The sequence below is a fragment of the Uruburuella testudinis genome (assembly GCF_022870865.1).
Taxonomy (GTDB): domain Bacteria; phylum Pseudomonadota; class Gammaproteobacteria; order Burkholderiales; family Neisseriaceae; genus Neisseria; species Neisseria testudinis.
The window spans coordinates 2,685,106-2,710,838 of record NZ_CP091508.1; the positions used below are offsets into that span (position 1 = coordinate 2,685,106).

Annotated in this window: 14 protein-coding genes, 2 tRNA genes and 3 rRNA genes; 2 read left to right on the top strand and 17 right to left on the bottom strand. The window is 52.8% G+C overall.

The window, feature by feature from the left end; translation table 11 throughout:
• Positions 1–654: 654 nt before the first annotated feature.
• Entirely contained in the window at positions 655–1,524 is an 870-nt protein-coding gene (locus tag LVJ83_RS12340; protein ID WP_244784964.1) for a lipid A biosynthesis lauroyl acyltransferase, read from the bottom strand.
• Positions 1,525–1,732: 208 nt separating this feature from the next.
• Here LVJ83_RS12340 and LVJ83_RS12345 point away from each other — a divergent pair, with 208 nt between their 5' ends.
• A complete protein-coding gene (locus LVJ83_RS12345) occupies positions 1,733–1,939 on the top strand; it encodes a hypothetical protein (RefSeq protein ID WP_244784965.1) in 207 nt (68 codons plus the stop codon).
• Between the two features lie 54 nt (positions 1,940–1,993).
• On the top strand, positions 1,994–2,179 hold the full coding sequence (locus LVJ83_RS12350) for an HAD family hydrolase (RefSeq protein ID WP_244784966.1): 186 nt from the start codon (positions 1,994–1,996) through the stop codon (positions 2,177–2,179).
• A gap of 233 nt (positions 2,180–2,412) precedes the next feature.
• Here LVJ83_RS12350 and LVJ83_RS12355 read toward each other — a convergent pair whose 3' ends face one another.
• The 16 genes from LVJ83_RS12355 to LVJ83_RS12430 all read right to left on the bottom strand — a co-directional run bounded on the left by LVJ83_RS12355 (position 2,413) and on the right by LVJ83_RS12430 (position 25,410).
• Positions 2,413–3,369, bottom strand: a complete 957-nt coding sequence (locus LVJ83_RS12355) for a hypothetical protein (protein ID WP_244784967.1) — start codon at positions 3,367–3,369, stop codon at positions 2,413–2,415.
• Positions 3,370–3,504: 135 nt separating this feature from the next.
• Positions 3,505–6,717, bottom strand: a complete 3,213-nt coding sequence (gene carB / locus LVJ83_RS12360; RefSeq protein ID WP_244784968.1) for a carbamoyl-phosphate synthase large subunit — start codon at positions 6,715–6,717, stop codon at positions 3,505–3,507.
• A 73-nt stretch (positions 6,718–6,790) separates the two neighbouring features.
• Positions 6,791–8,248 (bottom strand): alpha/beta hydrolase, encoded by a 1,458-nt coding sequence (locus LVJ83_RS12365; protein ID WP_244784969.1) that lies wholly within the window; start codon positions 8,246–8,248, stop codon positions 6,791–6,793.
• Between the two features lie 1,160 nt (positions 8,249–9,408).
• On the bottom strand, positions 9,409–9,792 hold the full coding sequence (locus LVJ83_RS12370; RefSeq protein ID WP_244784970.1) for an endonuclease domain-containing protein: 384 nt from the start codon (positions 9,790–9,792) through the stop codon (positions 9,409–9,411).
• Between the two features lie 13 nt (positions 9,793–9,805).
• A complete protein-coding gene (locus LVJ83_RS12375; protein ID WP_244784971.1) occupies positions 9,806–10,648 on the bottom strand; it encodes a PhzF family phenazine biosynthesis protein in 843 nt (280 codons plus the stop codon).
• A gap of 19 nt (positions 10,649–10,667) precedes the next feature.
• Entirely contained in the window at positions 10,668–11,324 is a 657-nt protein-coding gene (gene leuE, locus LVJ83_RS12380; protein ID WP_244784972.1) for a leucine efflux protein LeuE, read from the bottom strand.
• A complete protein-coding gene (locus LVJ83_RS12385; RefSeq protein ID WP_244784973.1) occupies positions 11,324–11,896 on the bottom strand; it encodes a hypothetical protein in 573 nt (190 codons plus the stop codon). Before LVJ83_RS12385 ends, leuE begins: the two co-directional genes overlap by 1 nt.
• Before the next feature lie 72 nt (positions 11,897–11,968).
• Complete coding sequence (gene carA / locus LVJ83_RS12390; protein WP_244784974.1) at positions 11,969–13,099, bottom strand: glutamine-hydrolyzing carbamoyl-phosphate synthase small subunit; 1,131 nt, start codon at positions 13,097–13,099, stop codon at positions 11,969–11,971.
• A 323-nt stretch (positions 13,100–13,422) separates the two neighbouring features.
• Positions 13,423–15,984: a pilus assembly protein gene (locus LVJ83_RS12395; RefSeq protein ID WP_244784975.1), complete on the bottom strand. Its 2,562-nt coding sequence runs from the start codon at positions 15,982–15,984 to the stop codon at positions 13,423–13,425.
• Positions 15,985–17,021: 1,037 nt separating this feature from the next.
• Positions 17,022–18,923 carry an arginine decarboxylase gene (gene speA / locus LVJ83_RS12400; RefSeq protein ID WP_244784976.1) on the bottom strand — a complete coding sequence of 634 codons (1,902 nt, stop codon included), beginning with the start codon at positions 18,921–18,923 and terminating at the stop codon, positions 17,022–17,024.
• 494 nt (positions 18,924–19,417) lie between these two features.
• Positions 19,418–19,708 (bottom strand): ComEA family DNA-binding protein, encoded by a 291-nt coding sequence (locus LVJ83_RS12405; protein ID WP_244784473.1) that lies wholly within the window; start codon positions 19,706–19,708, stop codon positions 19,418–19,420.
• A 246-nt stretch (positions 19,709–19,954) separates the two neighbouring features.
• A 5S ribosomal RNA gene (gene rrf / locus LVJ83_RS12410) occupies positions 19,955–20,067 on the bottom strand.
• A 187-nt stretch (positions 20,068–20,254) separates the two neighbouring features.
• Positions 20,255–23,148: ribosomal RNA gene (locus LVJ83_RS12415) — 23S ribosomal RNA — on the bottom strand.
• A 457-nt stretch (positions 23,149–23,605) separates the two neighbouring features.
• Positions 23,606–23,681, bottom strand: a tRNA-Ala gene (locus LVJ83_RS12420).
• 29 nt (positions 23,682–23,710) lie between these two features.
• Positions 23,711–23,787: transfer RNA gene (locus LVJ83_RS12425), tRNA-Ile, on the bottom strand.
• A gap of 82 nt (positions 23,788–23,869) precedes the next feature.
• Positions 23,870–25,410: ribosomal RNA gene (locus LVJ83_RS12430) — 16S ribosomal RNA — on the bottom strand.
• The 16S, 23S and 5S rRNA genes sit together here with 2 tRNA genes alongside, the layout of an rRNA operon.
• Positions 25,411–25,733 lie beyond the last annotated feature (323 nt).

Genomic DNA, 25,733 nt, shown 5'->3' on the forward strand with positions numbered 1-25,733 from the left:
ATTTTTGGAATTTTCATATGATTCGCTCTTAAATGATAGGATTTCATTGCGGCAATCTGCCCGTTTTCAGCATTTATGATTCAAACAGCTGTTTTAAAAAAACTCTACCCATGCCAAAGGAAAATAATAAGCCATTGAAAAATAAATTGATTTATTTTTAATTAATGATTTTAGATTCTTCTTCGAAAAATGCTTTGTTTTCCTTGCCCGACCGGCTTGCAGCACTGCAATCACCGCCTTTTTCGCCCAAACAAATCCTAAACCATTGTTACAAAAATATATTATTACTCAAAAATTTCAACGTAACTGTATGTAATAAGCGACATAAAGGCTGCAACAAACGGGGAGCAGAAAACCATACGCATGTGCGGCAAGGCAAAATCATGCCCTTGCATTTTCTTAACAAAATTTACCGATACTCTTGAATATACCCGCCGGATACGTTCAGACGGCCTTGAATCGCTTCAAGGCCGTCTGAAAAAATCGCCATACGGTAACCACTCTCTAAAACCAGCTGACACAACGGGCAGCGGAAAGCAGCACTGATTCAATCATCTTTTACAATCATACGATTAACCTCAATCAGCACGTCAAACAAAGCAAGCGTCGGGCTGCTTTTTGAATGAGCCATGATCTCCAACTCCTGCAAACTGCTCAATAAAACCCGGCTTCGCCCTCCGGCCGTGTTTTAAAACGTTTGTGCAGCCAGAAATACTGCTCGGGGTGCTCGCGCACACGCGCTTCGATAAAATCGTTCATGCGCCGGGTGTCGTCTTCAACACTGGCGGTGGGGAAGTTTTCCCAAGCGGGATAAAAGCGCAACGTTACCGTATTATCGGCTTCGCGGATGGGAATCGCCGGAATCACTTTGGCGCCGGTCATGGCGGCAATGCGGCTCAGGCCGGCAATGGTGGCGGTGGGAATGCCGAAAAAATCAACAAATATCGAATCATTGCGGCCGAAATCCTGATCAGGCAGATAAAGAAACGGCGCATCGCTCTTGCGCAAATGCTTGATAATCGCGCGCAGCCCTTCGTTGCGGCCAATCAGAAACACATTATGATAGCGGTGCCGGCCTTTTAAAATCTGCTCATCCATGGCGCGGTTTTTTTGGTGCGAATACATGCTCACCAGCGGCACATCCTGATTGAGCGTATAAACCGCCATTTCAAAAGCAGTGAAATGCGGATACAGTAAAATCACTTTTTCGCCCGCCGCCAGCGCTGCATCGAGATAATGTTTATCCTGATAGCGCACCAGCTTTTTCAAGCGCGCCGCATCGGCATACCAATACAGGCCGTATTCGCACAAGAGCTTGGCCATATGCTGAAAATGCCGCTGCAACACTGCCTTGCGCCGCGCCTCATCCCATTCGGGATAACACAGGCGCAGATTAATCTGCCCCACTTTGCGGCGCGGCACCACCGCATAATAAGCCAGCCGGCCGATTGCATCGGCCAACTTGTGAATCAGCGCAAACGGCAGCAGCTGAATCAGGTAAAGCATCAAAAAAGCAAATTTCATCGCCACTTTTCAGACGGCCTCATGCAGCCGCTGCCTTTATCAAATCGCCCAAACCTGCCCTCACCCGTGCGGGCAGCCGTTCAGGCCTCCAATCATACCGGCGTTGCCGCCGATATACCGTATACGCATTATAAATGACTCAAGGCCGTCTGAAAAACCCACCTGCCCGACGGTGCATTTTTCATACCCGTTCACAAAGGTAAGCCATTTGTGCTCAGCACTTTTACCCAAATCATCAACCCTGCCACCGTTGGGCATTCAAACCGGCTACGGCGCGTTTATATCGCTTGCGCATTTGCTGTGGTTTGCCTTTGTCGCCACCGTCTTGTCCAGCCCCGCCGTCCGCAGCCGTTTGTTGCAGCAACAGCAAACCGTCAACCGCATGATCGGTGTGTTGCTGATGGGGTTGGGGTGATGTTGATGCTTGCATCGGCGGGTTAATTCATATGTTTTTTTAGATTGTGAAGGGGTGCTTTACCCAGAACTTTGGGCAATCTATGCCCGCGCCTTCCAATTGCCCGAGTTGGCCAAAACCACTCGAGAAGAACCTGATTACCACAAGTTGGTGCGTATGCGTATTGCTCTGCTACAAGCCCATAGCATCCGTCTGAACGACTTGGCGGCCGTTTCAGCCACCCTCCAGCCGTTGCCGTAGGCTGATGATGGCGATGGTGGGATGTGCGATGAAGCAAACCTGTGGTTTGCCGCCCTCTCCCCAGCCCTCCCCCACAGGAGGGAGTCAAGCGGCTGAAGCGGTAAGATTGGCGATAAACGCCGACCAAAATGCGCAACGGCAAAAACGCGTAACGGCAAAAACAACAGCAACCGATTTCCCTCTCCCGTGGGAGAGGGTTAGGGAGGGCACAAGCCGCAAGGCTTGCATAACGGTCAGGCCGTCTGAAAATGATGATGACGAAATACGCGATAAAGCAAACCTGCGGTTTGCCGCCCTCTCCCCAGCCCTCCCCCGCAGGGGAGGGAGTCAAGCGGCTGAAGCGGTAAGATTGGCGGAAAAACAAACGTCGACCAAAATGCACAACGGCAAAAACATGCAACGGTAAACACAACAGCAACCGAGTTCCCTCTCCCGCGGGAGAGGGTTAGGGAGAGGGCACAAGCCGTGAGGCTTGCATAACGGTCAGGCCGTCTGAAAATGATGATGACGGAATACGAGATGAAGCAAACCTGCGGTTTGCCGCCCTCTCCCCAGCCCTCCCCCGCAGGGGAGGGAGTCAAGCGGCTGAAGCGGTAAGATTGGCGATAAACGCCGACCAAAATGCGCAACGGCAAAAACGCGTAACGGCAAAAACAACAGCAACCGAATTCCCTCTCCCGTGGGAGAGGGTTAGGGAGGGGGCACAAGCCGCAAGGCTTGAATAATAGTGAGGCCGTCTGAAAATGATGATGGCGGAAGGCGCAATGAAGCAAACCTGCGGTTTGCCGCCCTCTCCCCAACCCTCCCCCACAGGGGAGGGAGCCAGGTTGCTGAAACGGTAAGGTTGGCGGGAAAATAACGCCGGCCAAAATGCGCAACGGCAAAAACACACAACGGTAAAAAAAACGCGTAACGGCAAACACAACAGTAACCGAATTCCCTCTCCCGTGGGAGAGGGTTAGGGAGAGGGCACAAGCCGCAAGGCTTGAATAATGGTCAGGCCGTCTGAAAATGATGATGACGGAATACGCGATGAAGCAAACCTGCGGTTTGCCGCCCTCTCCCCAGCCCTCCCCCGCAGGGGAGGGAGTCAGGTTGCTGAAGCGGTAAGGTTGGCGGGAAAATAACGCCAGCCAAAATGCGCAACGGCAAAAACATGCAACGGTAAAAACACGCGTAACGGCAAACACAACCGCAACCGAATTCCCTCTCCCGTGGGAGAGGGTTAGGGAGAGGGCACAAGCCGCAAGGCTTGCATAACGGTCAGGCCGTCTGAAACCCTTTTTTCAGACGGCCTGCTGCTTTCACTTCAAACTACCCAAACATCACTTCTTCAAACGCCCGTGCAATTCCTGCACGCTGTACACGCCCAGGTTGTTGAGGCTTTTGGCGCCTTCGCTGAGCGCCTCGCCGCCGGCGATGGTGGTGTATTGCGGCACACGCTGGGTAAGCGAGGTGCGGCGGATGCTGTGGCTGTCTTTCACGCCTTGCGGGTCGCTGCTGACGGTGTTGATCACCACGGCGATATCGCCGTTTTTGATGGCATCGACGATGTGCGGGCGGCCTTCGAGCACTTTGTTGACCACTTCCACGCCTTCCACGCCGTGTTCTTGCAGATATGCAGCAGTGCCGCGGGTGGCGATAAGGCTGTAGCCGAGCTGCTGGAAGTTTTTGGCGGTTTTCAGCACCATCGGTTTGTCTTCATCGCGCACGGCGAGGAAAACTTTGCCGCTTTCGGGCAGGCGTTCGCCGGCGCCCAGTTGTGCTTTCAAATAGGCTTCGGAGAAGGTGGCGCCCACGCCCATCACTTCGCCGGTGGAGCGCATTTCGGGGCCGAGAATGGTGTCTACGCCGGGGAATTTGATAAACGGGAACACGGCTTCTTTAACGGCGTAAAAATCAGGAATCACTTCTTTTTCAATGCCTTGTGATTTCAAACTGATACCGGCCATGGCGCGTGCGCCCACTTTGGCCAGCGGCATGCCGGTGGCTTTTGACACAAACGGTGCGGTGCGTGAGGCACGCGGGTTGACTTCGAGCACATACACCACGCCGTCTTGTACGGCAAACTGCACGTTCATCAGGCCGACCACGTTTAAGGCGTAGGCCATAGCTTTGGTTTGACGGCGGATTTCGTCTTGCACCTCTTCGCTGAGCGAGTATGGCGGCAGCGAGCAGCCGGAATCGCCCGAGTGGATGCCGGCTTGCTCAACGTGTTGCATGATGCCGCCAATCACCACCTCTTGGCCGTCTGAAACGCAGTCGACATCAACTTCGATGGCGTTGTTGAGGAAGAAATCGAGCAACACGGGGCTGTCGTTCGACACTTGCACGGCTTCGCGCATATAGGTTTTCAGCTCGTCGGCCGAATGCACCACCTGCATGGCGCGGCCGCCCAACACGTAGGAGGGGCGCACCACCAGCGGATAGCCGATTTCTTCGGCCAACACCAGCGCTTCATCTTCGGCGCGGGCGGTGCGGTTGGGCGGCTGGCGCAGGCCGAGATCGTTGAGCACTTTTTGGAAGCGTTCGCGGTCTTCGGCGGCATCAATCGAATCGGCGGAGGTGCCGATAATGTTGACGCCGTTGGCCACCAAATCGTTGGCCAGCTTGAGCGGGGTTTGGCCGCCGTAATGCACAATCACGCCCCACGGGTTTTCGGTGCGCACGATTTCAAGCACGTCTTCCAGCGTGAGCGGCTCGAAATAGAGGCGGTCGGAGGTGTCGAAGTCGGTGGAAACGGTTTCGGGGTTGCAGTTGACCATAATGGTTTCAAAACCCGATTCGCGCAGCGCCAAGGCGGCGTGTACGCAGCAATAGTCAAACTCGATGCCTTGGCCGATGCGGTTGGGACCGCCGCCGAGAATCATCACTTTTTTGTTTTCAGACGGCCTCGCTTCGCATTCTTCTTCATAAGTGGAATAGAGATAGGCGGTGTCAGACTGAAACTCGGCCGCGCAGGTATCCACGCGTTTGTAAACCGGGTGCAGTTTCAAGCCGTAGCGGTGCTCGCGTACGGCTTTTTCGCTGATATTCAGCAATTGCGCCAGGCGTTTGTCGGAAAAACCTTTGCGTTTCAGACGGCGTAATGCAGCATAGTCCAAATCGCTTAGTTGGCCGTCTGAAACTTTTTGCTCTTCTTGCACCAAGTCTTCGATTTGGGCGAGGAACCAAGGGTCGATGGCGCAGATGTCGAACACTTCTTCTTTGCTGAAACCGGCGCGGAAGGCATCGGCCACATACAGCATGCGGTCGGGGCCGGGATTGGCCAGCTCGCTGCGGATGGTGGATTTATCGGCAGTTTTCGGGTTGAAGCCGCACAAACCGGTTTCCAGGCCGCGCAGGGCTTTTTGCATCGACTCTTGAATGGTGCGTCCCATCGCCATCACCTCGCCCACCGATTTCATTTGGGTGGTGAGGCGGTCGTCGGCAGTAGGGAATTTTTCAAACGCAAAACGCGGAATTTTGGTAACCACATAGTCGATACTCGGCTCAAACGAAGCCGGCGTGCGGCCGCCGGTGATATCGTTTTGCAGCTCATTGAGGGTGTAGCCCACCGCCAGTTTGGCCGCCACTTTGGCAATCGGGAAGCCGGTGGCTTTGGAAGCCAGTGCAGAAGAGCGGCTCACGCGCGGATTCATCTCAATCACAATCATCTCGCCGTTGGCCGGATTGATGGCAAACTGCACATTCGAGCCGCCGGTATCGACGCCGATTTCACGCAACACCGCCAGGCTGGCGTTACGCATGATTTGGTATTCTTTGTCGGTAAGCGTTTGCGCCGGGGCAACGGTAATCGAGTCGCCGGTGTGCACGCCCATCGGGTCGAAGTTTTCAATCGAGCAGATGATGATGCAGTTGTCGTTGCGGTCGCGCACCACTTCCATCTCATACTCTTTCCAGCCCAACACCGATTGTTCAATCAGCAGCTCGTGTGTGGGCGATGCATCAAAACCGCGCTCGCAAATCGCCAGAAATTCGTCTTTATTGTAGGCAATGCCACCGCCCGAGCCGCCCATCGTAAACGAGGGGCGGATCAGTGTGGGAAAGCCCACTTCCGTCTGCGCCGCCAGCGATTGTTCCATGGTGTGGCAAACAAACGATTTCGGCGTAGAGAGGCCGATTTTGTCCATCGCCTCTTTAAAACGGCCGCGGTCTTCCGCTTTGTCGATGGCATCTTCAGTTGCGCCGATCAGCTCGACATCGTATTTCGCCAACACGCCGTGTTTGGCCAAATCCAGCGCACAGTTGAGCGCCGTTTGGCCGCCCATGGTCGGCAAAATCGCATCGGGGCGCTCTTTGGCGATAATCTTCTCAACCGTTTGCCACATAATCGGCTCGATATAGGTCACATCGGCCATGTCGGGGTCGGTCATAATCGTGGCGGGATTGGAGTTCACCAAAATCACTTTATAACCTTCCTCACGCAAAGCCTTACAGGCCTGCGCGCCGGAATAGTCGAATTCACAGGCTTGGCCGATTACAATCGGGCCGGCGCCGATGATTAAGATGGATTTTAGGTCGGTACGTTTGGGCATGGTTTTTCTCGCTCAGGTTTATTTTCAATAGAGTCTGTATGCCGTCTGAACAAAGCTTCAGACGGCCTGTTGTTTATTCACTGCCGCACAGCTGCGTTTGCTTAAACGCCGCCGGATGGCGCAAATAAGCAGCCACTTGTTTATCAACACACGCGCTCAAGCCTTGCAAGGCCAGCGTGTGGCCGTTGCCGTTGCGGGTGAGCAGGTGGCTGTTAAAGGCTTTTGCCATCTTTTCGGCATTGCGGTAAGGCGTGGTGCCGTCGTGGGTTTGCGCCACAAACAGCAGTTTCGGCAGCTTGCTGTCGGGTTGGGGCGTGTGTGCCGTATCGGTGCCGGGATGCGGCCAATACGAGCACGGCTCCAACAATGCTTCATCGCTTTTCACACGATAGTTGTCGAAACGCGAAGCCGCATCGATTTGGCGCAAACGCTGCAATTCTTGCTGCCTCGGCAGTTGCAAGGCGGCATCGGCACAGTTGATGACGGTGAGCGCGTCTTCATCGCCGGCCGGTTCTGCACGGTATTTCAAGCGGTTGTAGCCGCCGCTGCGGCCTTGCTGCAAACCAATGAGGGCTTGCGCCAAATCCGGCCAGTCTTCCTGCCACAGCATATTGTCGCCCATCAGGCCGATGAGTGCATCGGCATCAATGGTTTCGCCTTTTTGATCGCGCAACGGCGCCTGATCAAGGCGCGCCAACAAAGTATGCAGGCGGCTGACGGCCTGATCGGGCGCGGCTGCCAGCGGGCAATGGCGCCGGTTTTCCGCACACCATTCGGCAAAGCGCTCAAAAGTTTGCTGATAGCCCTGCTCCTGCGCCATACGTTGGGCGGTAAAGTCTTCTGCCAAGTCTACCACGCCGTCGAGCACGGCGGCGCGCAGATGAGCGGGATAGCGCTCGGCATACAGCGCCGCCACTTTGGTGCCGTAGGAATAGCCGATCAGATTCAACTTGGATACCGCCAAAGCGCGGCGGATAGATTCAACATCTTCCACGGCTTCACGGGTGCTCAAATATTTCAGGGTATCTGCACCCGTGCCTTTTACGCAGGCATCTACAAAAGCCTTACCATCATCGGCCGGCGCGCCTTCGGGCAGCGGGCAGGCGATGGCCGGCACAGACGGAGCCACGCCGCGCGGTGCATAGCCGATTAAATCGTATTCGCGCAGCAAATGCCGTGTGGCCGCGCTTGCTGCCACATTCGGGTTGATGCCCGATTCCCCGGGCCCGCCGGCAATAAACACAATGCTGCCTTTGGCTGCTTTGGCAGGCAGACGGGTAAGCGCCAGCTTTACCTCGCGGGCAGGCGCGGCGGCATCGTCTGCCTGATAAGACAGCGGCACACCCAGCCATGCACATTGCAGACTCGGCTCGGCGGGATTGTCGGCAGTAAACCAGCTTTTGAATTCAGCCCGATGACAGCTTTGCCATGACGGCACAGCAGGCTCGGCATACGCGCTTACCGGCAAAACGGCCAGCAAAACAGCCGATAAGGCACAATAACTGCGCTTGATTTTATTTTTTATATGCATGTTTGTCTTTAATTGAATGCCCACTGCTTTAATGAATATCCGCTGCTTGAAAGCCACCTGAAAACAACGCCGCACTTCACACAATCGCAAGCCTTGCGGCTTGCTGCCCTCTCCCTAACCCTCTCCCACGGGAGAGGGAATTGGGTTACTGTTGAGTTGGCAATAGCAGGTTTGGGCAAACGTTGTTTTCTTCCGCTATCTTCAACGTTACTGCCATCTACTCCCTCCCCTCGTGGGGGAGGGCCGGGGAGAGGGCTTGCCCACGCTTCAGCACCTTTAAATGAAGAGCTACCAATGTTTGGCCTTTATTTTTCAGACGGCCTTTGCGCTTTCCTGATGCCCGCCTGAAATCAATCTTGCCGGGTTTCCCCCGCATGCAAGCCTTGCGGCTTGCTGCCCTCTCCCTAACCCTCTCCCACGGGAGAGGGAATTGAGTTTCTGTCGGGATGGCGGCGGCAGGTTTGGGCAAACGTTGTTTTTTCCTGCAATCTTTCAACACTACGGCCATCTACTCCCTCCCCCCGTGGGGGAGGGCTGGGGAGAGGGCTTGGTCGGGGTCAAGTAATTTACCGCATCTTCACCCCATATTTTCAGACGGCCTTTGTTATTTTCTGATCTGTCTGAAATCAATCTTGCCGGGTTTCCCCCCGCATGCAAGCCTTGCGGCTTGCTGCCCTCTCCCTAACCCTCTCCCACGGGAGAGGGAATCAAGTTGCTGTTGAATTAGCAATAGCAGGTTTGGGCAAACGTTGTTTTTCCCGCCATCTTCAACGCTACTGCAACCTGCTCCCTCCCCCACGGGGGAGGGCTGGGGAGAGGGCTTGCCCACGCTTCAGCACCTTTAAATTGAAGAGCTACCAATGTTTGGCCTTTATTTTTCAGACGGCCTTTGCGCTTTCCTGATGCCCGCCCGAAATCAATCTTGCCGGGTTTCCCCCCGCATGCAAGCCTTGCGGCTTGCTGCCCTCTCCCTAACCCTCTCCCACGGGAGAGGGAATCAGGTTACTGTCAGGTTAAAGATGGCCGGTTTAAGCAAACGTTGTTTTTCCTGCCATCTTCCAACACTACGGCCATCTACTCCCTCCCCCGCGGGGGAGGGCCGGGGAGAGGGCTTGCCCACGCTTCAGCACCTTTAAATGAAGAGCTGCCAAGGTTTGGTCTTATTTTTCAGGCGGCCTTGCCAACGCCTGCAATACGCTTAAAATTTGCGCCAATACATCATCCGTTTGCCGCAAAATTTCATCGTTCCAAAACCGCAACACGGTAAAACCCAAACCATGCAAATACTGGCTTCGCTCTTCATCATATTCGGCCTGTTCGGCATGTTGGCCGCCATCGGCTTCTACAATCAGCTTGGGGGTTACGCATACAAAATCTACGATATAACGGCCCATCGGCTGTTGGCGGCGGAATTTATAGCCGTTCAGACGGCCTGCTCTCAGATAATGCCACAGGCGTTGCTCGGCGTCGGTCATTTCCCGCCGCATGACTTTCGCATGATTGAGCAGTTCGGCATTGTTGTTGGCCAACAGTTTTTCCGACATGGTTTTGCTCCGCTCACGGCAACCTAAACGCGCCCTCGCCCACGTTCACCACGCGCCCGCCTACCCCAATATTTTCATCGGCATCCACACGCAAATACAGGCGGTTGGGGCGGCCCATCTCATCGCCCTGATGAATCGTGCGCTCAAGCGGACTTTGGCCGTGCAAGGCATAATAGGCGCCGAGGTTGGCGGCGGCAGAACCGGTGCCGCTGTCTTCCACCAATGCGCCGTTTTGCTCAAAAAACATGCGCGAATAAACGATATCACCCTGTTCGCACCACAGATAAATCATCACATGGGTTTCAGACGGCGCATAAATACTGCGCAATGCCGCCAAATCCACACGAATGTTTTTCAACGCGGTCACATCAAATACCTGCAACAGAATCTGCGCGACGCCGCTGTTCAAACGAAAAGCTTGAGCAGCGGTTTTATCAGCCGGAATACCGGTAATTTCAAACAGCTTGCCGCTCGGCAACGCCATCGATTCACCTTGATAGCCCTGAATCTGCAATGCCATCAGGCCGTCTGAACCCTGCATCAGCACAGCTTTTGCACGCGTGTTCAACACAAATTTTTCGGGCAGCCCCTGCTGCTGTTGCAACACCGCCGCCACACCGACCAACGGGTGCCCCGCCAGCGGTAATTCATAGCCGGGCGTAAAAATGCGCACATCCGCTGCCGCGCCGTTGCTGCCGGCAAAGGCAAACACGGTTTCGCTCAGGTTAAACTGGCGGGCGATTTGCTGCATTTCATCATCATTCAAGCCTACCGCATCGGGAAATACCGCCAACGGATTGCCGCCGAAATGGCTTTCGGCAAACACGTTCACAATTTTAAATGCATATTCGCGCATGATTTCCTTTCAGACGGCCTCAAACCGCCGCTGTCCACAGTTTTACGGCAAAGCCGACAAACATCGCACCCACCGTGCCCATACCCAGCGCCGAAGCTTGTTGATGCCGTCTGAACGCACGGGTGAGGCGCAAACCGGCAAATATCAGCATACTCAGATAGGCAAAGCTGATGATTTGCAGAATCACCGACAGCGCCAGAAAGGTCAGCCCCGGCTGCGGATAGGCAGGGTCGGCAAATTGCACGAAAAACGATAGGAAAAACAATATCGCTTTCGGATTGGTCAAGCTCAGCAGCAGCGCGCGTTTGAAAATATGACGCGGCATTTGGGCAGGATTTTCAAACGGCGTTTCGCTTTCAGACGGCCTCATGCGCGCCTGCCATTTTTTTGCCGCACCGCGCAGCAGGTTCCAGCCGATATAAGCCAAATACAAACCGCCCACCAGCTTCAACGCATGAAACAATTCCGGCACCGCTTTGAGCAAGGCGCCCGCACCCAGCACCGTGGCCAGCATCAGCACGCTGTCGCCGAGCAGAATCCCGGCCACCGAGCGGTAAGCGGCTTTTACACCATGCTGCCCAGCCACCGCCAAACAATACATGGAATTGGGGCCGGGCAGCAGAATAACGGCAATGGTGCCGATGATGTAGGTCGGTAAATCGGTGATGCCGAACATTATGCAGCTTTCAATACTAAACGCTCTGCCCGCTTCGGCAGTACAAACATCAAATGCTTGATGAAATCTTGCACGTTCGAATCACTTGCTTGCTGCTGCTCCAGTTTCGGCGGCGAAAAATAACGTACCACAAGAAATTCGCGCAAAATATCCCGATTTCGTTCATCTGCCAAATAATCCGCCAGTGCATCATCAATCGAAGCAGAATGCACCGCTTTCTTCAGCTGTTTGATATATCTCATTTGGTCTTTTTGCTGCGCCAATAAGCGATGCGGTTCATTGATATTTAAAAACCAAAATGGCTCGGTTTGCATATGGTAAAACGGCAGAGCAAAACGGGCATGATGTCTCGTGTGCACATATTCTTGCCATACCTGATAAAACATTGCTTCTAATTCATCGCTAATTTCAATCTCGCAACCCCTTATACTGCCGTGCTCAAACAAGCGGATGATGCTTAAAAGCAAAATAGGCTTATGTGGTGCAACACCCAATATTCGGTGCTTGGCACAGTTCAAACGATCAAAACATTCTAAATAATACGATAAGCTTTGTGTGAATGCATGAGACATCTAAAATGCTCCGGATAGCAATCTTTTTACAGGCATGATTTGAGTGCCAAGTGCACACGCTTTCAGACGGCCTCAAACGCCCTTGGCCGCTTTCATATTGTCGATAAATTTATCAAACAAGTAAGCCACATCATGCGGGCCGGGGCTGGCTTCGGGGTGGCCTTGGAATGAAAACGCAGCCTGTCCGGTCAGTTCGATACCTTGCAGCGAGCCGTCAAACAGCGATTGATGCGTGATGCGCACATGCTCGGGCAGGCTGGCGGCATCGACTTCAAAGCCGTGGTTTTGGCTGGTAATCATCACTTTGCCGCTGTCCAAGTCTTGCACCGGATGGTTGGCGCCGTGGTGGCCGAAGGGCATTTTTCGGGTTTGGCCGCCCACTGCCAAGCCGAGCAATTGGTGGCCGAGGCAGATGCCGAACAGCGGTTTTTTGCTTGCCAATAATTTTTGCACGGCGGCAATGGCGTAATCACACGGTTCGGGGTCGCCCGGGCCGTTCGACAAAAATACGCCGTCAGGATTGAGCGCCAGCACATCTTCAGCAGGTGTTTGCGCAGGCACCACGGTGAGGCGGCAGCCGCGTTCGGCGAGCATACGCAAGATATTGGTTTTGACGCCGAAATCGTAAGCCACCACATGGTATTGTTTGGCCGGATTGCCGAAACCTTCGCCCAATTTCCATTCGCCTTCGTTCCATTCGTAGGCTTGAGCGCACGTTACTTCTTTAGCCAAATCCTTGCCCACCATGCTGCCGAATTCGGCAATCAGCGCTTGGGCTTTGGCTTCGGTGGCATCTTCGCCCACCAAAATCGCGCCCGCTTGTGCGCCTTTGTCGCGCAGGATGCGGGTGAGGCGGCGGGTGTCGATATCGGCAATCGCCACGGTTTGGTTGCGCACCAGATATTCTTGCAAACTTTCATCGGCACGGAAGTTGCTGTGCAAAAGCGGCAGGTCGCGGATAATCAGGCCGGCGGCATACACGGCGCGGCTTTCCACATCTTCGCCGTTGGTGCCGGTGTTGCCGATGTGCGGATAAGTGAGGGTAACGATTTGTTTGGCGTATGAAGGGTCGGTCAGGATCTCCTGATAGCCGGTCATCGAAGTATTGAAAACCACCTCGCCCGAAGTGGTGCCGTGATAGCCGACCGAAGTGCCGTGAAACACGCTGCCGTCTGCCAACACAAGAATGGCGTTTGTTGTCATGATGGATGTCCTGTTTGCCTGATAATCATTGATTGTATGCTTGAATCAGGCCGTCTGAAAGCGGTTTGATGCCTATGCATGAAAGTAAGCGCAATCAGCTGATTTTGATGCATGGGTATGATGCAGAGGTTTCAGACGGCCTGTAAATATTTGGCTAAAAAAAAACACGCCCCGCAGCTTGCAAACAAGCTGTGTTACGTGCTTTTTGGAGCATGGCGCGCATGCCTCAGAAGCAATGCATTTTAATCGAAAAGCGCCTGAGGCTCAAGAAGAGAATCGCAATGCGGGATGATTTCCGGCGCCGGGCAGTGAAAACAGGTGTTTTAAAAAATCTCACGCCATGAAATGCGCCTGATCGAGGGCGAAGCCGGGCAATACATCTCCAACACCGAAGCACCGCTTTGACTGCTGGCCACCCCCACTTGCGCCGTATCACGCGTGCAGCCGGGCGGAATCACGGGGTTGCTGTTGAAACGATAAGAAGCGCCGGAGCGGGAGCCGCCGAACACGCCTTGGTCAAAAGTATTGCTGCTATACAGTTTCGGTGCGGAAAGGCTGCCGCCGTAATACATGCCGATCATGTCTTGATCATCTTTCAAAAACCGCAACCCGGGCGCACGTCCGCCGGTTTCTGCGTTAACCGCCATCAGGAAGCCCGACGCAGCGGTGGCGGCCGGCGCGGTGCAACTGGGTGTGTTGCTGCTGACAACGGGCTTGAAGATGCGGGTGGTAAACAACACCGAGCCGCCGCGGCTTTTTGTGCCGCCCACTTCGGGCATGGTGACCACGCGCTCGCCTTCCAAAGTGCCGTTATCGGTGAGTGCCATATACCAACCTTTATGGGCGCTGTAATCAAATGCCTGCAAATCGGTAAACCAACGGCGTTCGCCGGATTGCCGGTAGCTGCGCGCCAGTAAGGCGGTGCTGGCGGGTGTGAGCGGATAAAGCCCTGATTGGCTTGCCGGCAAATCGCCGCCGATATCGGCCTGATCGGTGAGCGGGTCTTGAATGCCGTAAAAGTGCTGCAAGCCGGTATCATGCAAATCACTGCTGTAAAGCTCGCTGCCGGTGCCGAACAGCACGGTAACGCGGCCATTGAGGGTGCTGCGGTAAACATTCGGCTGCGCGGTTACCGGCTGGCTGCTGCTGCCTTTAAAGATAATTTCCGCATTCCATCTGCTTTGTTCGGCGCGGAAATCAAAACGGTAAACATTACCGTTTTGATCGCCCGCATAAGCGACATCCCACAAGCCGTCGCCGTCGATATCCAATCCGGTGGGCGAAGTCAGCCCTTTGGGGGTGGCGGTGCTGATATTGTCTGCCAGGCCGGCCACGCTGATTCGGCGCAACAAAGCCCCTTGCGGCGCGGTGGTCGGGTTCAAATAACGGCCCGAAGCATCAGCGCCGGCATTAATGCCCAAGCTGTCGAGCACAAACACCGACGGCACCGGGTAATTGCCTTCCGCATCGGCGGCCGGATCAAAGCCGCTGCCCAATAGGGTGACATAGCGGATATCTGATTGATATTGTGCGGCTTTTGCAGCCACGCTGCCTGCCAGCGCCACGCGTCCGTTGAAGGGCAGCCCGAAGGTATGGCCGATGATGCCGTCTACCCCTGCTTTGGCTGCACCGATTTGCGCCGAGGAGGTATCCCACAGCGGCACATTGGCCGTCTGATTGCCGCCATCCAGGCCGACCAGGCTGTTATTGCTGTCAACCCCGGCAATATTCAACGCATAAGCCGCCCTGCCGCCCTGCCCTAACGTGCCGGTCAGATACACACGGCTGCGGTTGTCGGCAGCAAAGGTTTCATGCCAACTGATGGGGCCGTTGACCAGATTTTGATGGGTGTTTGGGTTTTGGGCGCCATAGCCTTCCGCCGCCGTAAGTTGCAGGCGCTCGTTGATGGTTTTGTTTTCCTGATTGCGCGCAAGGCCGGGAATATATTGGAAAACATCGGTATACGCATCATTGGCGATGCCGGTTTTACGGTAAATGTGAGCCATGCCGTCATTCGAGCCGACCGCCAGAAATTCCTGATTGGAGGCACCATAATCATAACCGCTTTTGCTGGCCAACCCCAAGGCGGTCAGGCTGCTGCCCAACACATCGCCCAGATAGCGATCAGCCTCAGGCGAGCGCACACGGTAGCCGGTAGCGGCATCATCAGCGCGGCGGGTCAGCCAGTTTGCCAAGCGCTGCCATTGCGTTGCTTCCGCATTTGCGGGCAGTGAAAACACCCGGTTATTCAATGCGGTATTGCTGTCCGCCAAACGTTGCGCGCCGTTATCGGTGCTGATCACGGCAACTGAGTTGGCCGGTGCATAGTTGGCAAGCGTGTAGCTGTCGGGATTAATCACATTATTTTCGCCCACGGCATAAAAGCGCAGCTGGCTCGACCAATTGGCCGTGTTCAACGACAGCGTTTGGGCGGAGGTAATCTGATTATCGGCACGGCTGATTTCGGGGGCGGCGGATGAAAAGTCTGCGACAGCGGTAGAAACATTATTCACAATATCCCGGATTGCCGCCGTCAAATTCGTAACACTGCTTCTATCACCGCTTACATAATGATAAGTGCCACCACCTTTTTCAGCAGCATAGCTCATCATCGGGATGTGCTCACCGAAACCAATGGTGTGTGTTGTGATGGTTTGATTTTTGAAATTTTTATCATCAAACTCACCGTTTTCTTTGTCGCGCCCCTTGCCATAACCCAGATTCATGTCTTTGGTAATCAAATCCTGATTATGCGCGATATCGGTAAAGTGCGACATGCCCAACTCCGTATACATGGCGCAGGTGTTATTTTCAGAGCAGGTATAAATCTCGTTTTGTTCACGCTCACCTGTAAACAAGCTGGATGAAGCATCTCCAAACGGCATGCCCGATTTTCCTGTGCCGAATATACCCAAGCCACTATTATTGCCAGATTCATCTGCTGCGATACCCAAAGGCCTGTAACCATTGTCATTAATTGTAATTATCCTAGTAAGTGTCCAACCATTGGTGTAGGTGCCCCGCCAAGTGCGCCGGTAAATACTATTAACCGGGTAGCTTTGTTTTGGGTACCAATCAGGATACCAATCAGTGGTATTAGGCTGGCCGTCTGAAATAAAAATAATGAAGTTTTTTTGGCAACGGTATTCAATCGGGCTTTTATAAGCCACACCCACAGACTGTCCGCTGGCACCTGCATAAGCGGTGTTCATGCCGCGGAAATAACGAGTCAGTTCGTAAAAAGCTGATGTCGAGGGTGTGCCTGTATTGAAGTTCAGGCTGTCAATGGCCGAAACCAGATCGCTGTAGCTGGTATTGGAATCAATTGCCTGAACCGGAAAACGAATGGCTGCACCTGCAAAAGGTCCCGAATTTGAATTAACCATGCGCCCACCAAAACTCGCTAGGCCCCAGCGCAACTTCCGGCTTTCTTCACTTTTAATAACATCCTTTGCAGCCCTTTGTGCCACCGCTGCCTTGGTTAGCCCCCCGGGTAGATTTTCGGCCATACTTCCGGAGTTATCAATAAACAACAATACGTTAGGTGGAACAGAACTCTGCCCACCAGTCAAAGCAAGCGGCACAGTTGGATACGCGACCGCCCAGACTGTCGGCGCGACCAGCAGCAGACCGAAGATGGCGCAGATAGGTTTCAATCTAAATTGATGGGGTATTTTTTTCAGTTTCATAAGCCGTCGGCCTGTTATGTGTTGGTTCAACTGGATGCGGCTTGCTGCCGCTGATTTATTATTCAAATTCGAGACTACCGCATATTATGCCATTGCTTGCACTGATGCGATAATGTCATTTACATTTTTAGGTTCTATCGGGGCTTAATGTGTTGTAATTAGTGCCAAATCAAGGCCGTCTGAAATGCCTTTTCAGACGGCCTATGTTCATCATGCGCTTGCTTGGGAAAAAATCAGCCGTTATCTTCCAAACTCAAATACGAACTTTGTTTCAAACCGCGGCAGAATTCGGCAAAGTATAAATTGTGCTCCAGCTTGCCCAGTTTCGCCCAACGTGATTTTTCTTCAAACTTGTTCAGCACTTCTTCGGGTGAAAGGTGCACATAGCGCAGCATGTCTTCGATGGTGTCGTGCTCCTCCATACCGCCGAATTCGATATGCCCATTGTCGCGTACGTAAACGTTGACCGAATCGGTGTCACCAAAGAGGTTATGCATATCGCCGAGAATTTCCTGGTAAGCACCCACCATAAATACACCGAGCAGATAGGGTTCGCCTGTGCGCGGTTCGTGTATGGGCATACTCGATTCGATGCTTTGCTGATCAACATATTGGCTGACTTTGCCGTCTGAATCGCAGGTCAGATCTTGCAAAATGGCGCGGCGGGCAGGTTTTTCGTTAAGCCGGTGAATCGGCATAATCGGCAACACCTGGCCGATGGCCCAAGTGTCGGGCAGGCTTTGGAATACGGAAAAATTGCAAAAATATTTGTCGGCCAGCTTATCAGTCAGGTCGTCAAACACTTGCCGCTGAGAGCGCTGGCTGGCTTGCAGCTGGCTTTTCAGACGGCGGCACAATACGGCATGCAATTGTTCGGCCAAGGCTTTTTCGCGTAAGGATACTTTGCCTTCAAGATATAAACCGATGACCTCAGTGAGATAATGGCCGATACGGTAATACGTTTCCGTAACCATTTCACTGTCGTTGGCATCTTCCAGCTTGGTAATCAGCTTTTTAGTGGCAAACGACAGCGCCTCTTCGTCTTCAATTTCAGGAATATGTTCGGGCAAGCGCTCAACATCGGTGACGTTCATCACCAATACAGCATGATGCGCCGTCATCGCACGGCCGGATTCGGAAAAAATATTGGGATGCGGTACGTTGTTTTCATTGCAATATTCGGCCAACATTGAAACGATTACGTGCGAATATTCGCCAATATCGTAATTGATTGAGCTGGCATTGCGCGAATGAGTGCCGTCGTAATCCACACCCAGCCCCCCGCCGACATCGACATATTCAATCGGCAAACCCAAATCGCGCAATTCTGCAAAATAACGCACAGCTTCTTTAAAGCCGGTTCGATAGTCTGAAATATTGGAAATTTGCGAACCCATATGAAAATGCATCAGTTTGACCGTGTCAGCCAGGCCTGCGGCAGTCAGCTTTTCAGCCGCGGAAATCAATTGCGCCGCCGATAAACCAAATTTGCCTTTATCGCCGCCGGTGTCCGCCCATTTGCTGGAAGCCAGCGAAGACAAGCGTACCCGCAGGCCGAGATTGGCTTTGACACCGAGATTTTTAGATTCTTCAATCACCAAGTCTACTTCGGATTCTTTCTCAATCACGATAAACACTTGGTGGCCGAGCCGCTGCCCCATCAGTGCGAGGCGGATAAATTCACGGTCTTTATAACCATTGCATACAATGGTGCCGCCTTTAGGTGCAAAAGCCAATACAATCATCAGTTCGGGCTTTGAACCGGCTTCCAAACCAATGGATACTTCATCGTTTTTCGGCACGATAATGTTTTTAACCACTGATTCTTGTTGGTTAACCTTAATCGGATAAATCGCAGTATATTGCCCCCGATACTCATTTTTACGGATAGACCGATTAAAAGCTGCGCATAGAAGCGCCACACGGTCTTGCAGAATATCAGGGAAGCGAAACAACATCGGCAAATCTTGTCCGCGCTCATTCAGCTGACTGACCAAATCGTATAAATCAACCTGCACATCACTATCGTCATTCGGCTTCACAACCACATGCCCCTGCTCGCTTACAGAGAAATAACGGTCGCCCCAATGGCGGATACCATACAAGCCTGCACTGTCGTTTACTGTCCAAGACATATCAATCATTTCCATTTTTCAAACACCAATCAGGCGCCTATCATAGCATAGCCTCATCTTGAACCCTATATTATTAAGGCCGTCTGAAACATTCAAACAACCTTAGTAAAGCCCCTTAATAACAGCAAACCGCAGCCAAAGCTCCCCGCAATAAGCAGATTGCTATCGAAGCCACTTCCTGATATTCCTGTCTAACCGTGTCCATTCTCCCAACAACAAACCATCAGCAGCTATCCGACATGCAGGCTGCAGCCCGATGCAGTAAAAGCCTTCAAGACACTTTCAGACGGCATCGTTCAAGCAACGGAGTCGGTTTAACCGCAGTTTGAATAAATGGTATCAAACGTATCGCAATCATTGAAACGAAATAAGCCAAGGTGCCGCGGCAGCAACCCGGCGGGCACCGCCGCCAACACCCGGTATTGTGCAGCCGCCATTCCCCCCTAAAGCAAAGGCCGCCCGAACGGGCAGCCTTCAAACAGCTAAACGCAGCATCACGGCTTCTTAAGCGCAGGCTTGGCCTTCTTCGCCGCCGCCCCCGATACCGAAGCCTCATCCTTCAGACGGTTGTAAATACCGTCTCCGATCCCCTTCACGTTCTTCAGCTCCTCCACACTTTTGAAGTTGCCATTGCGGCTGCGGTACTCTACAATCGCCGCCGCTTTCGAGGGGCCGATGCCCGGCAGGGCTTTGAGCTCTTCTTCCCCGGCGGTGTTGATGTTGACCGCCGCCAGCGAGAAGCCGGTGCTTATCAGCGCCAGTGCGCCCCAAATCAGTTTTTTCATATTGTTTTCCTTCGTAATGTTGTTCGGCCTTCACCGGCAGCCTCTGCTGCATGCCGGCATTTGTTTATGATAAGGGTATTTTTTGATGCGTTCAAATATTTTTACTGCATTAACGGTTATGTGCCCGAATATTGCGCCGGTTTGTCGCAATCGGGCAACAGCAAGAGGCTGTTGGGGCCGTCCACCCGCCAACCACCCACAGAATAAAGCCCCGATACGTTTCCGTATCGGGGCTCTTGAATGGGTGTCTGGCAGTGACCTACTTTCACATGGGTATCCACACTATCATCGGCGCTGAGTCGTTTCACGGTCCTGTTCGGGATGGGAAGGCGTGGGACCAACTCGCTATGGCCGCCAGACTTAAACTGTACAAATTGCTAAAGCCGTCGCAACATGGTCTCCCATCTTGCTTTATCAACATGAACCGAGGCGCGCTCTGGGCGCTGCGCCCGCTTCCAACAAGGGTAATGTGTATCGCATGTCCGTACTGCTGTACGGCTCATGACTTCAGTAAGCTTTATCATCATTCGAAGTTCTTCAAATGATAGAGTCAAGCCTCACGAGCAATTAGTATCGGTTAGCTTCACGCGTTGCCGCGCTTCCACACCCGACCTATCAACGTCCTGGTCTCGAACGACTCTTTAGGGTGGTTAAACCACCAGGGAAGTCTCATCTTCAGGCGAGTTTCGCGCTTAGATGCTTTCAGCGCTTATCTCTTCCGAACTTAGCTACCCGGCTATGCCACTGGCGTGACAACCGGTACACCAGAGGTTCGTCCACTCCGGTCCTCTCGTACTAGGAGCAGCCCCCGTCAAACTTCCAACGCCCACTGCAGATAGGGACCAAACTGTCTCACGACGTTTTAAACCCAGCTCACGTACCACTTTAAATGGCGAACAGCCATACCCTTGGGACCGACTACAGCCCCAGGATGTGATGAGCCGACATCGAGGTGCCAAACTCCGCCGTCGATATGAACTCTTGGGCGGAATCAGCCTGTTATCCCCGGAGTACCTTTTATCCGTTGAGCGATGGCCCTTCCATTCAGAACCACCGGATCACTATGTCCTGCTTTCGCACCTGCTCGACTTGTCGGTCTCGCAGTTAAGCTACCTTTTGCCATTGCACTATCAGCCCGATTTCCGACCGGACCTAGGTAACCTTCGAACTCCTCCGTTACTCTTTGGGAGGAGACCGCCCCAGTCAAACTGCCTACCATGCACGGTCCCCGATCCGGATAACGGACCTGGGTTAGAACCTCAAAGTCACCAGGGTGGTATTTCAAGGACGGCTCCACCAAGACTAGCGTCTCGGCTTCTAAGCCTCCCACCTATCCTACACAAGTGACTTCAAAGTCCAATGCAAAGCTACAGTAAAGGTTCACGGGGTCTTTCCGTCTAGCAGCGGGGAGATTGCATCTTCACAACCATTTCAACTTCGCTGAGTCTCAGGAGGAGACAGTGTGGCCATCGTTACGCCATTCGTGCGGGTCGGAACTTACCCGACAAGGAATTTCGCTACCTTAGGACCGTTATAGTTACGGCCGCCGTTTACTGGGGCTTCGATCCGATGCTCTCACATCTTCAATTAACCTTCCAGCACCGGGCAGGCGTCACACCCTATACGTCCACTTTCGTGTTAGCAGAGTGCTGTGTTTTTAATAAACAGTCGCAGCCACCGATTCTCTGCGACCCTCCAATGCTTACAGAGCTAGTCTTTCACATCAGAGGGCATACCTTCTCCCGAAGTTACGGTATCAATTTGCCGAGTTCCTTCTCCTGAGTTCTCTCAAGCGCCTTAGAATTCTCATCCTACCCACCTGTGTCGGTTTGCGGTACGGTTCTGATTTAGCTGAAGCTTAGTGGCTTTTCCTGGAAGCGTGGTATCTGTCACTTCGCATCCGTAGATGCTCGTTATCACTTCTCGGTGTTATGAAAGTCCGGATTTGCCTAAACTTTCCACCTACCGGCTTGAACGGCCTATTCCAACAGACCGCTGACATAACCTTCTCCGTCCCCACATCGCACTAAATCAAAGTACGGGAATATTAACCCGTTTCCCATCGACTACGCATTTCTGCCTCGCCTTAGGGGCCGACTCACCCTACGCCGATGAACGTTGCGTAGGAAACCTTGGGTTTTCGGCGAGCGGGCTTTTCACCCGCTTTATCGCTACTCATGTCAACATTCGCACTTCTGATACCTCCAGCAACCTTCTCAAGTCACCTTCTTCGGCCTACAGAACGCTCCCCTACCATGCTAATCTAAATTAGCATCCGCAGCTTCGGTTATAGATTTGAGCCCCGTTACATCTTCCGCGCAGGACGACTCGACCAGTGAGCTATTACGCTTTCTTTAAATGATGGCTGCTTCTAAGCCAACATCCTGGCTGTCTGGGCCTTCCCACTTCGTTTACCACTTAATCTATCATTTGGGACCTTAGCTGGCGGTCTGGGTTGTTTCCCTCTTGACAACGGACGTTAGCACCCGCTGTCTGTCTCCCGAGGAACCACTTGATGGTATTCTTAGTTTGCCATGGGTTGGTAAGTTGCAATAACCCCCTAGCCATAACAGTGCTTTACCCCCATCAGTGTCTTGCTCGAGGCACTACCTAAATAGTTTTCGGGGAGAACCAGCTATCTCCGAGTTTGTTTAGCCTTTCACCCCTATCCACAGCTCATCCCCGCATTTTGCAACATGCGTGGGTTCGGACCTCCAGTGCGTGTTACCGCACCTTCATCCTGGCCATGGATAGATCACTCGGTTTCGGGTCTACACCCAGCAACTCGTCGCCCTATTAAGACTCGGTTTCCCTACGCCTCCCCTATCCGGTTAAGCTCGCTACTGAATGTAAGTCGTTGACCCATTATACAAAAGGTACGCAGTCACACCTCTAGGGTGCTCCCACTGTTTGTATGCATCAGGTTTCAGGTTCTGTTTCACTCCCCTCCCGGGGTTCTTTTCGCCTTTCCCTCACGGTACTGGTTCACTATCGGTCGATGATGAGTATTTAGCCTTGGAGGATGGTCCCCCCATCTTCAAACAGGATTTCTCGTGTCCCGCCCTACTTGTCGTATACCTAGTACCATACTTGAAATTTCGAATACGGGGCTTTCACCCACTATGGCCAAGCTTCCCAGCTTGTTCTTCTATCTCAAGTATTATCGTATACAGGCTCCTCCGCTTTCGCTCGCCACTACTTGCGGAATCTCGGTTGATTTCTTTTCCTCCGGGTACTTAGATGGTTCAGTTCTCCGGGTTCGCTTCTCTCAAGCTATGTATTCACTTGAGGATACCGTACAGAATACGGTGGGTTTCCCCATTCGGACATCGCGGGATCTTTGCTTTATTGCCAGCTCCCCCGCGCTTTTCGCAGGCTTACACGTCCTTCTTCGCCTATCATCGCCAAGGCATCCACCTGATGCACTTATTCACTTGACTCTATCATTTCAAGAACCTCATTGACTTCGCCCAACCTCCCGTTGACTAGGGGACCGGACTTGAGGTGCCTACTTTGATAAAGCTTACTGCTTTGTTGTGTGATTCACTCTGCCTTTTGTGTTTCAGAGTGAATCCGATACAATCATCACCCAAATTTTTGTGCTCCGATTGCTGCTGGGCTGTCGCCGGATATACCGGCTCTGCTTTTGCTGAAACGCATTCCGTTGCAACGGTTTGCGCTTCCAATCGAAACAACATTGTCTTTGTTTGTTGATTTCGGCTTTCCAATTTGTTAAAGATCGATGCGTCTGCCGCCGCGGATTTTGCCCGGGCTTCAGAATAACTTCGCAAATCAAAATGAGCTGGCCATTATAACAGCCGCTTTCGCTCTGTCAATTAAAATAAGAAGCTGCCGCTTCTTTTTCCTTTTCCAACTCGCTTTGATTTGGGAAGCTTTTGGTGGAGGCAAACGGGATCGAACCGATGACCCCCTGCTTGCAAAGCAGGTGCTCTACCAACTGAGCTATGCCCCCAGTACCGGCCGTGCGGTGCTACTTCTGTTTGGTGGGTCTGGGAGGACTTGAACCTCCGACCCCACGCTTATCAAGCGTGTGCTCTAACCAGCTGAGCTACAAACCCAAGGCCTTTGCTTCTTTAATTCTGCATCTCTTCTACAGTTTACCGATAAGTGTGAATACGACAACGCCTCTTCTTTCTCTAGAAAGGAGGTGATCCAGCCGCAGGTTCCCCTACGGCTACCTTGTTACGACTTCACCCCAGTCATGAAGCATACCGTGTTAAGCGGGCTCCCGAAGGTTACCCTACCCAATTCTGGTATCCCCCACTCCCATGGTGTGACGGGCGGTGTGTACAAGACCCGGGAACGTATTCACCGCAGTATGCTGACCTGCGATTACTAGCGATTCCGACTTCATGCACTCGAGTTGCAGAGTGCAATCCGGACTACGATCGGTTTTCTGGGATTGGCTCCACCTCGCGGCTTGGCTACCCTCTGTACCGACCATTGTATGACGTGTGAAGCCCTGGTCATAAGGGCCATGAGGACTTGACGTCATCCCCACCTTCCTCCGGTTTGTCACCGGCAGTCTCATTAGAGTGCCCAACTTAATGATGGCAACTAATGACAAGGGTTGCGCTCGTTGCGGGACTTAACCCAACATCTCACGACACGAGCTGACGACAGCCATGCAGCACCTGTGTTACGGCTCCCGAAGGCACAACTCCGTCTCTGGAGTCTTCCGTACATGTCAAGACCAGGTAAGGTTCTTCGCGTTGCATCGAATTAATCCACATCATCCACCGCTTGTGCGGGTCCCCGTCAATTCCTTTGAGTTTTAATCTTGCGACCGTACTCCCCAGGCGGTCAATTTCACGCGTTAGCTACGCTACTAAGGCATCATGTACCCCAACAGCTAATTGACATCGTTTAGGGCGTGGACTACCAGGGTATCTAATCCTGTTTGCTACCCACGCTTTCGAGCATGAACGTCAGTGTTATCCCAGGGGGCTGCCTTCGCCATCGGTATTCCTCCACATCTCTACGCATTTCACTGCTACACGTGGAATTCTACCCCCCTCTGACACACTCTAGTTACCCAGTTCAAAACGCAGTTCCCAGGTTGAGCCCGGGGCTTTCACATCTTGCTTAAATAACCGTCTGCGCTCGCTTTACGCCCAGTAATTCCGATTAACGCTCGCACCCTACGTATTACCGCGGCTGCTGGCACGTAGTTAGCCGGTGCTTATTCTTCAGGTACCGTCATCACCACCGAGTATTAGCCGGCGGCTTTTCTTCCCTGACAAAAGTACTTTACAACCCGAAGGCCTTCTTCATACACGCGGCATGGCTGGATCAGGCTTGCGCCCATTGTCCAAAATTCCCCACTGCTGCCTCCCGTAGGAGTCTGGGCCGTGTCTCAGTCCCAGTGTGGCGGATCATCCTCTCAGACCCGCTACTGATCGTCGCCTTGGTGGGCTCTTACCCCACCAACTAGCTAATCAGACATCGGCCGCTCAAATAGCGCAAGGCCCTAAGGTCCCCTGCTTTCCTCCTCAGAGAATATGCGGTATTAGCCATCCTTTCGGACAGTTATCCCCCACTACTCGGTACGTTCCGATGCGTTACTCACCCGTTCGCCACTCGCCATCAAAAGAGCAAGCTCTTCTATGCTGCCGTCCGACTTGCATGTGTAAAGCATGCCGCCAGCGTTCAATCTGAGCCAGGATCAAACTCTTATGTTTAATCTCTAACTTTTTTTAACTTCTGGTCTGCTTCAAAGAAATAAACGAAGATATGTTAAAACATTTCTTGTCTATCTTTTTCAACAGTGTGAGGCGTCACCGCACTCACACTTATCGGTAATCTGTTTGTTAAAGAGCAAGAACGAAATTATACAACACCCAATCTTCTTGTCAACCGCAGAATCCAAAAACTTTATCAAAAAGCCTTCTCAATCCCACCGTCCGTGCTATAATTATCAGATCGTTTCGTCACCGCCGAAGCAGCGAAGAACCGAACTATACTCCCTCAACCAAACACCGTCAACCAAAATGCCGGAAGTTTT

What these genes read in the sequence shown, in the direction of transcription:
- LVJ83_RS12340 (WP_244784964.1), bottom strand. Translation starts at nt 1,524, where the DNA reads ATGAAATTTGCTTTTTTGATGCTTTACCTGATTCAGCTGCTGCCGTTT.
- carB (WP_244784968.1), bottom strand. Translation starts at nt 6,717, where the DNA reads ATGCCCAAACGTACCGACCTAAAATCCATCTTAATCATCGGCGCCGGC.
- LVJ83_RS12365 (WP_244784969.1), bottom strand. Translation starts at nt 8,248, where the DNA reads ATGCATATAAAAAATAAAATCAAGCGCAGTTATTGTGCCTTATCGGCT.
- LVJ83_RS12370 (WP_244784970.1), bottom strand. Translation starts at nt 9,792, where the DNA reads ATGTCGGAAAAACTGTTGGCCAACAACAATGCCGAACTGCTCAATCAT.
- LVJ83_RS12375 (WP_244784971.1), bottom strand. Translation starts at nt 10,648, where the DNA reads ATGCGCGAATATGCATTTAAAATTGTGAACGTGTTTGCCGAAAGCCAT.
- leuE (WP_244784972.1), bottom strand. Translation starts at nt 11,324, where the DNA reads ATGTTCGGCATCACCGATTTACCGACCTACATCATCGGCACCATTGCC.
- LVJ83_RS12385 (WP_244784973.1), bottom strand. Translation starts at nt 11,896, where the DNA reads ATGTCTCATGCATTCACACAAAGCTTATCGTATTATTTAGAATGTTTT.
- carA (WP_244784974.1), bottom strand. Translation starts at nt 13,099, where the DNA reads ATGACAACAAACGCCATTCTTGTGTTGGCAGACGGCAGCGTGTTTCAC.
- LVJ83_RS12395 (WP_244784975.1), bottom strand. Translation starts at nt 15,984, where the DNA reads ATGCCGTTTGGAGATGCTTCATCCAGCTTGTTTACAGGTGAGCGTGAA.
- speA (WP_244784976.1), bottom strand. Translation starts at nt 18,923, where the DNA reads ATGTCTTGGACAGTAAACGACAGTGCAGGCTTGTATGGTATCCGCCAT.
- LVJ83_RS12405 (WP_244784473.1), bottom strand. Translation starts at nt 19,708, where the DNA reads ATGAAAAAACTGATTTGGGGCGCACTGGCGCTGATAAGCACCGGCTTC.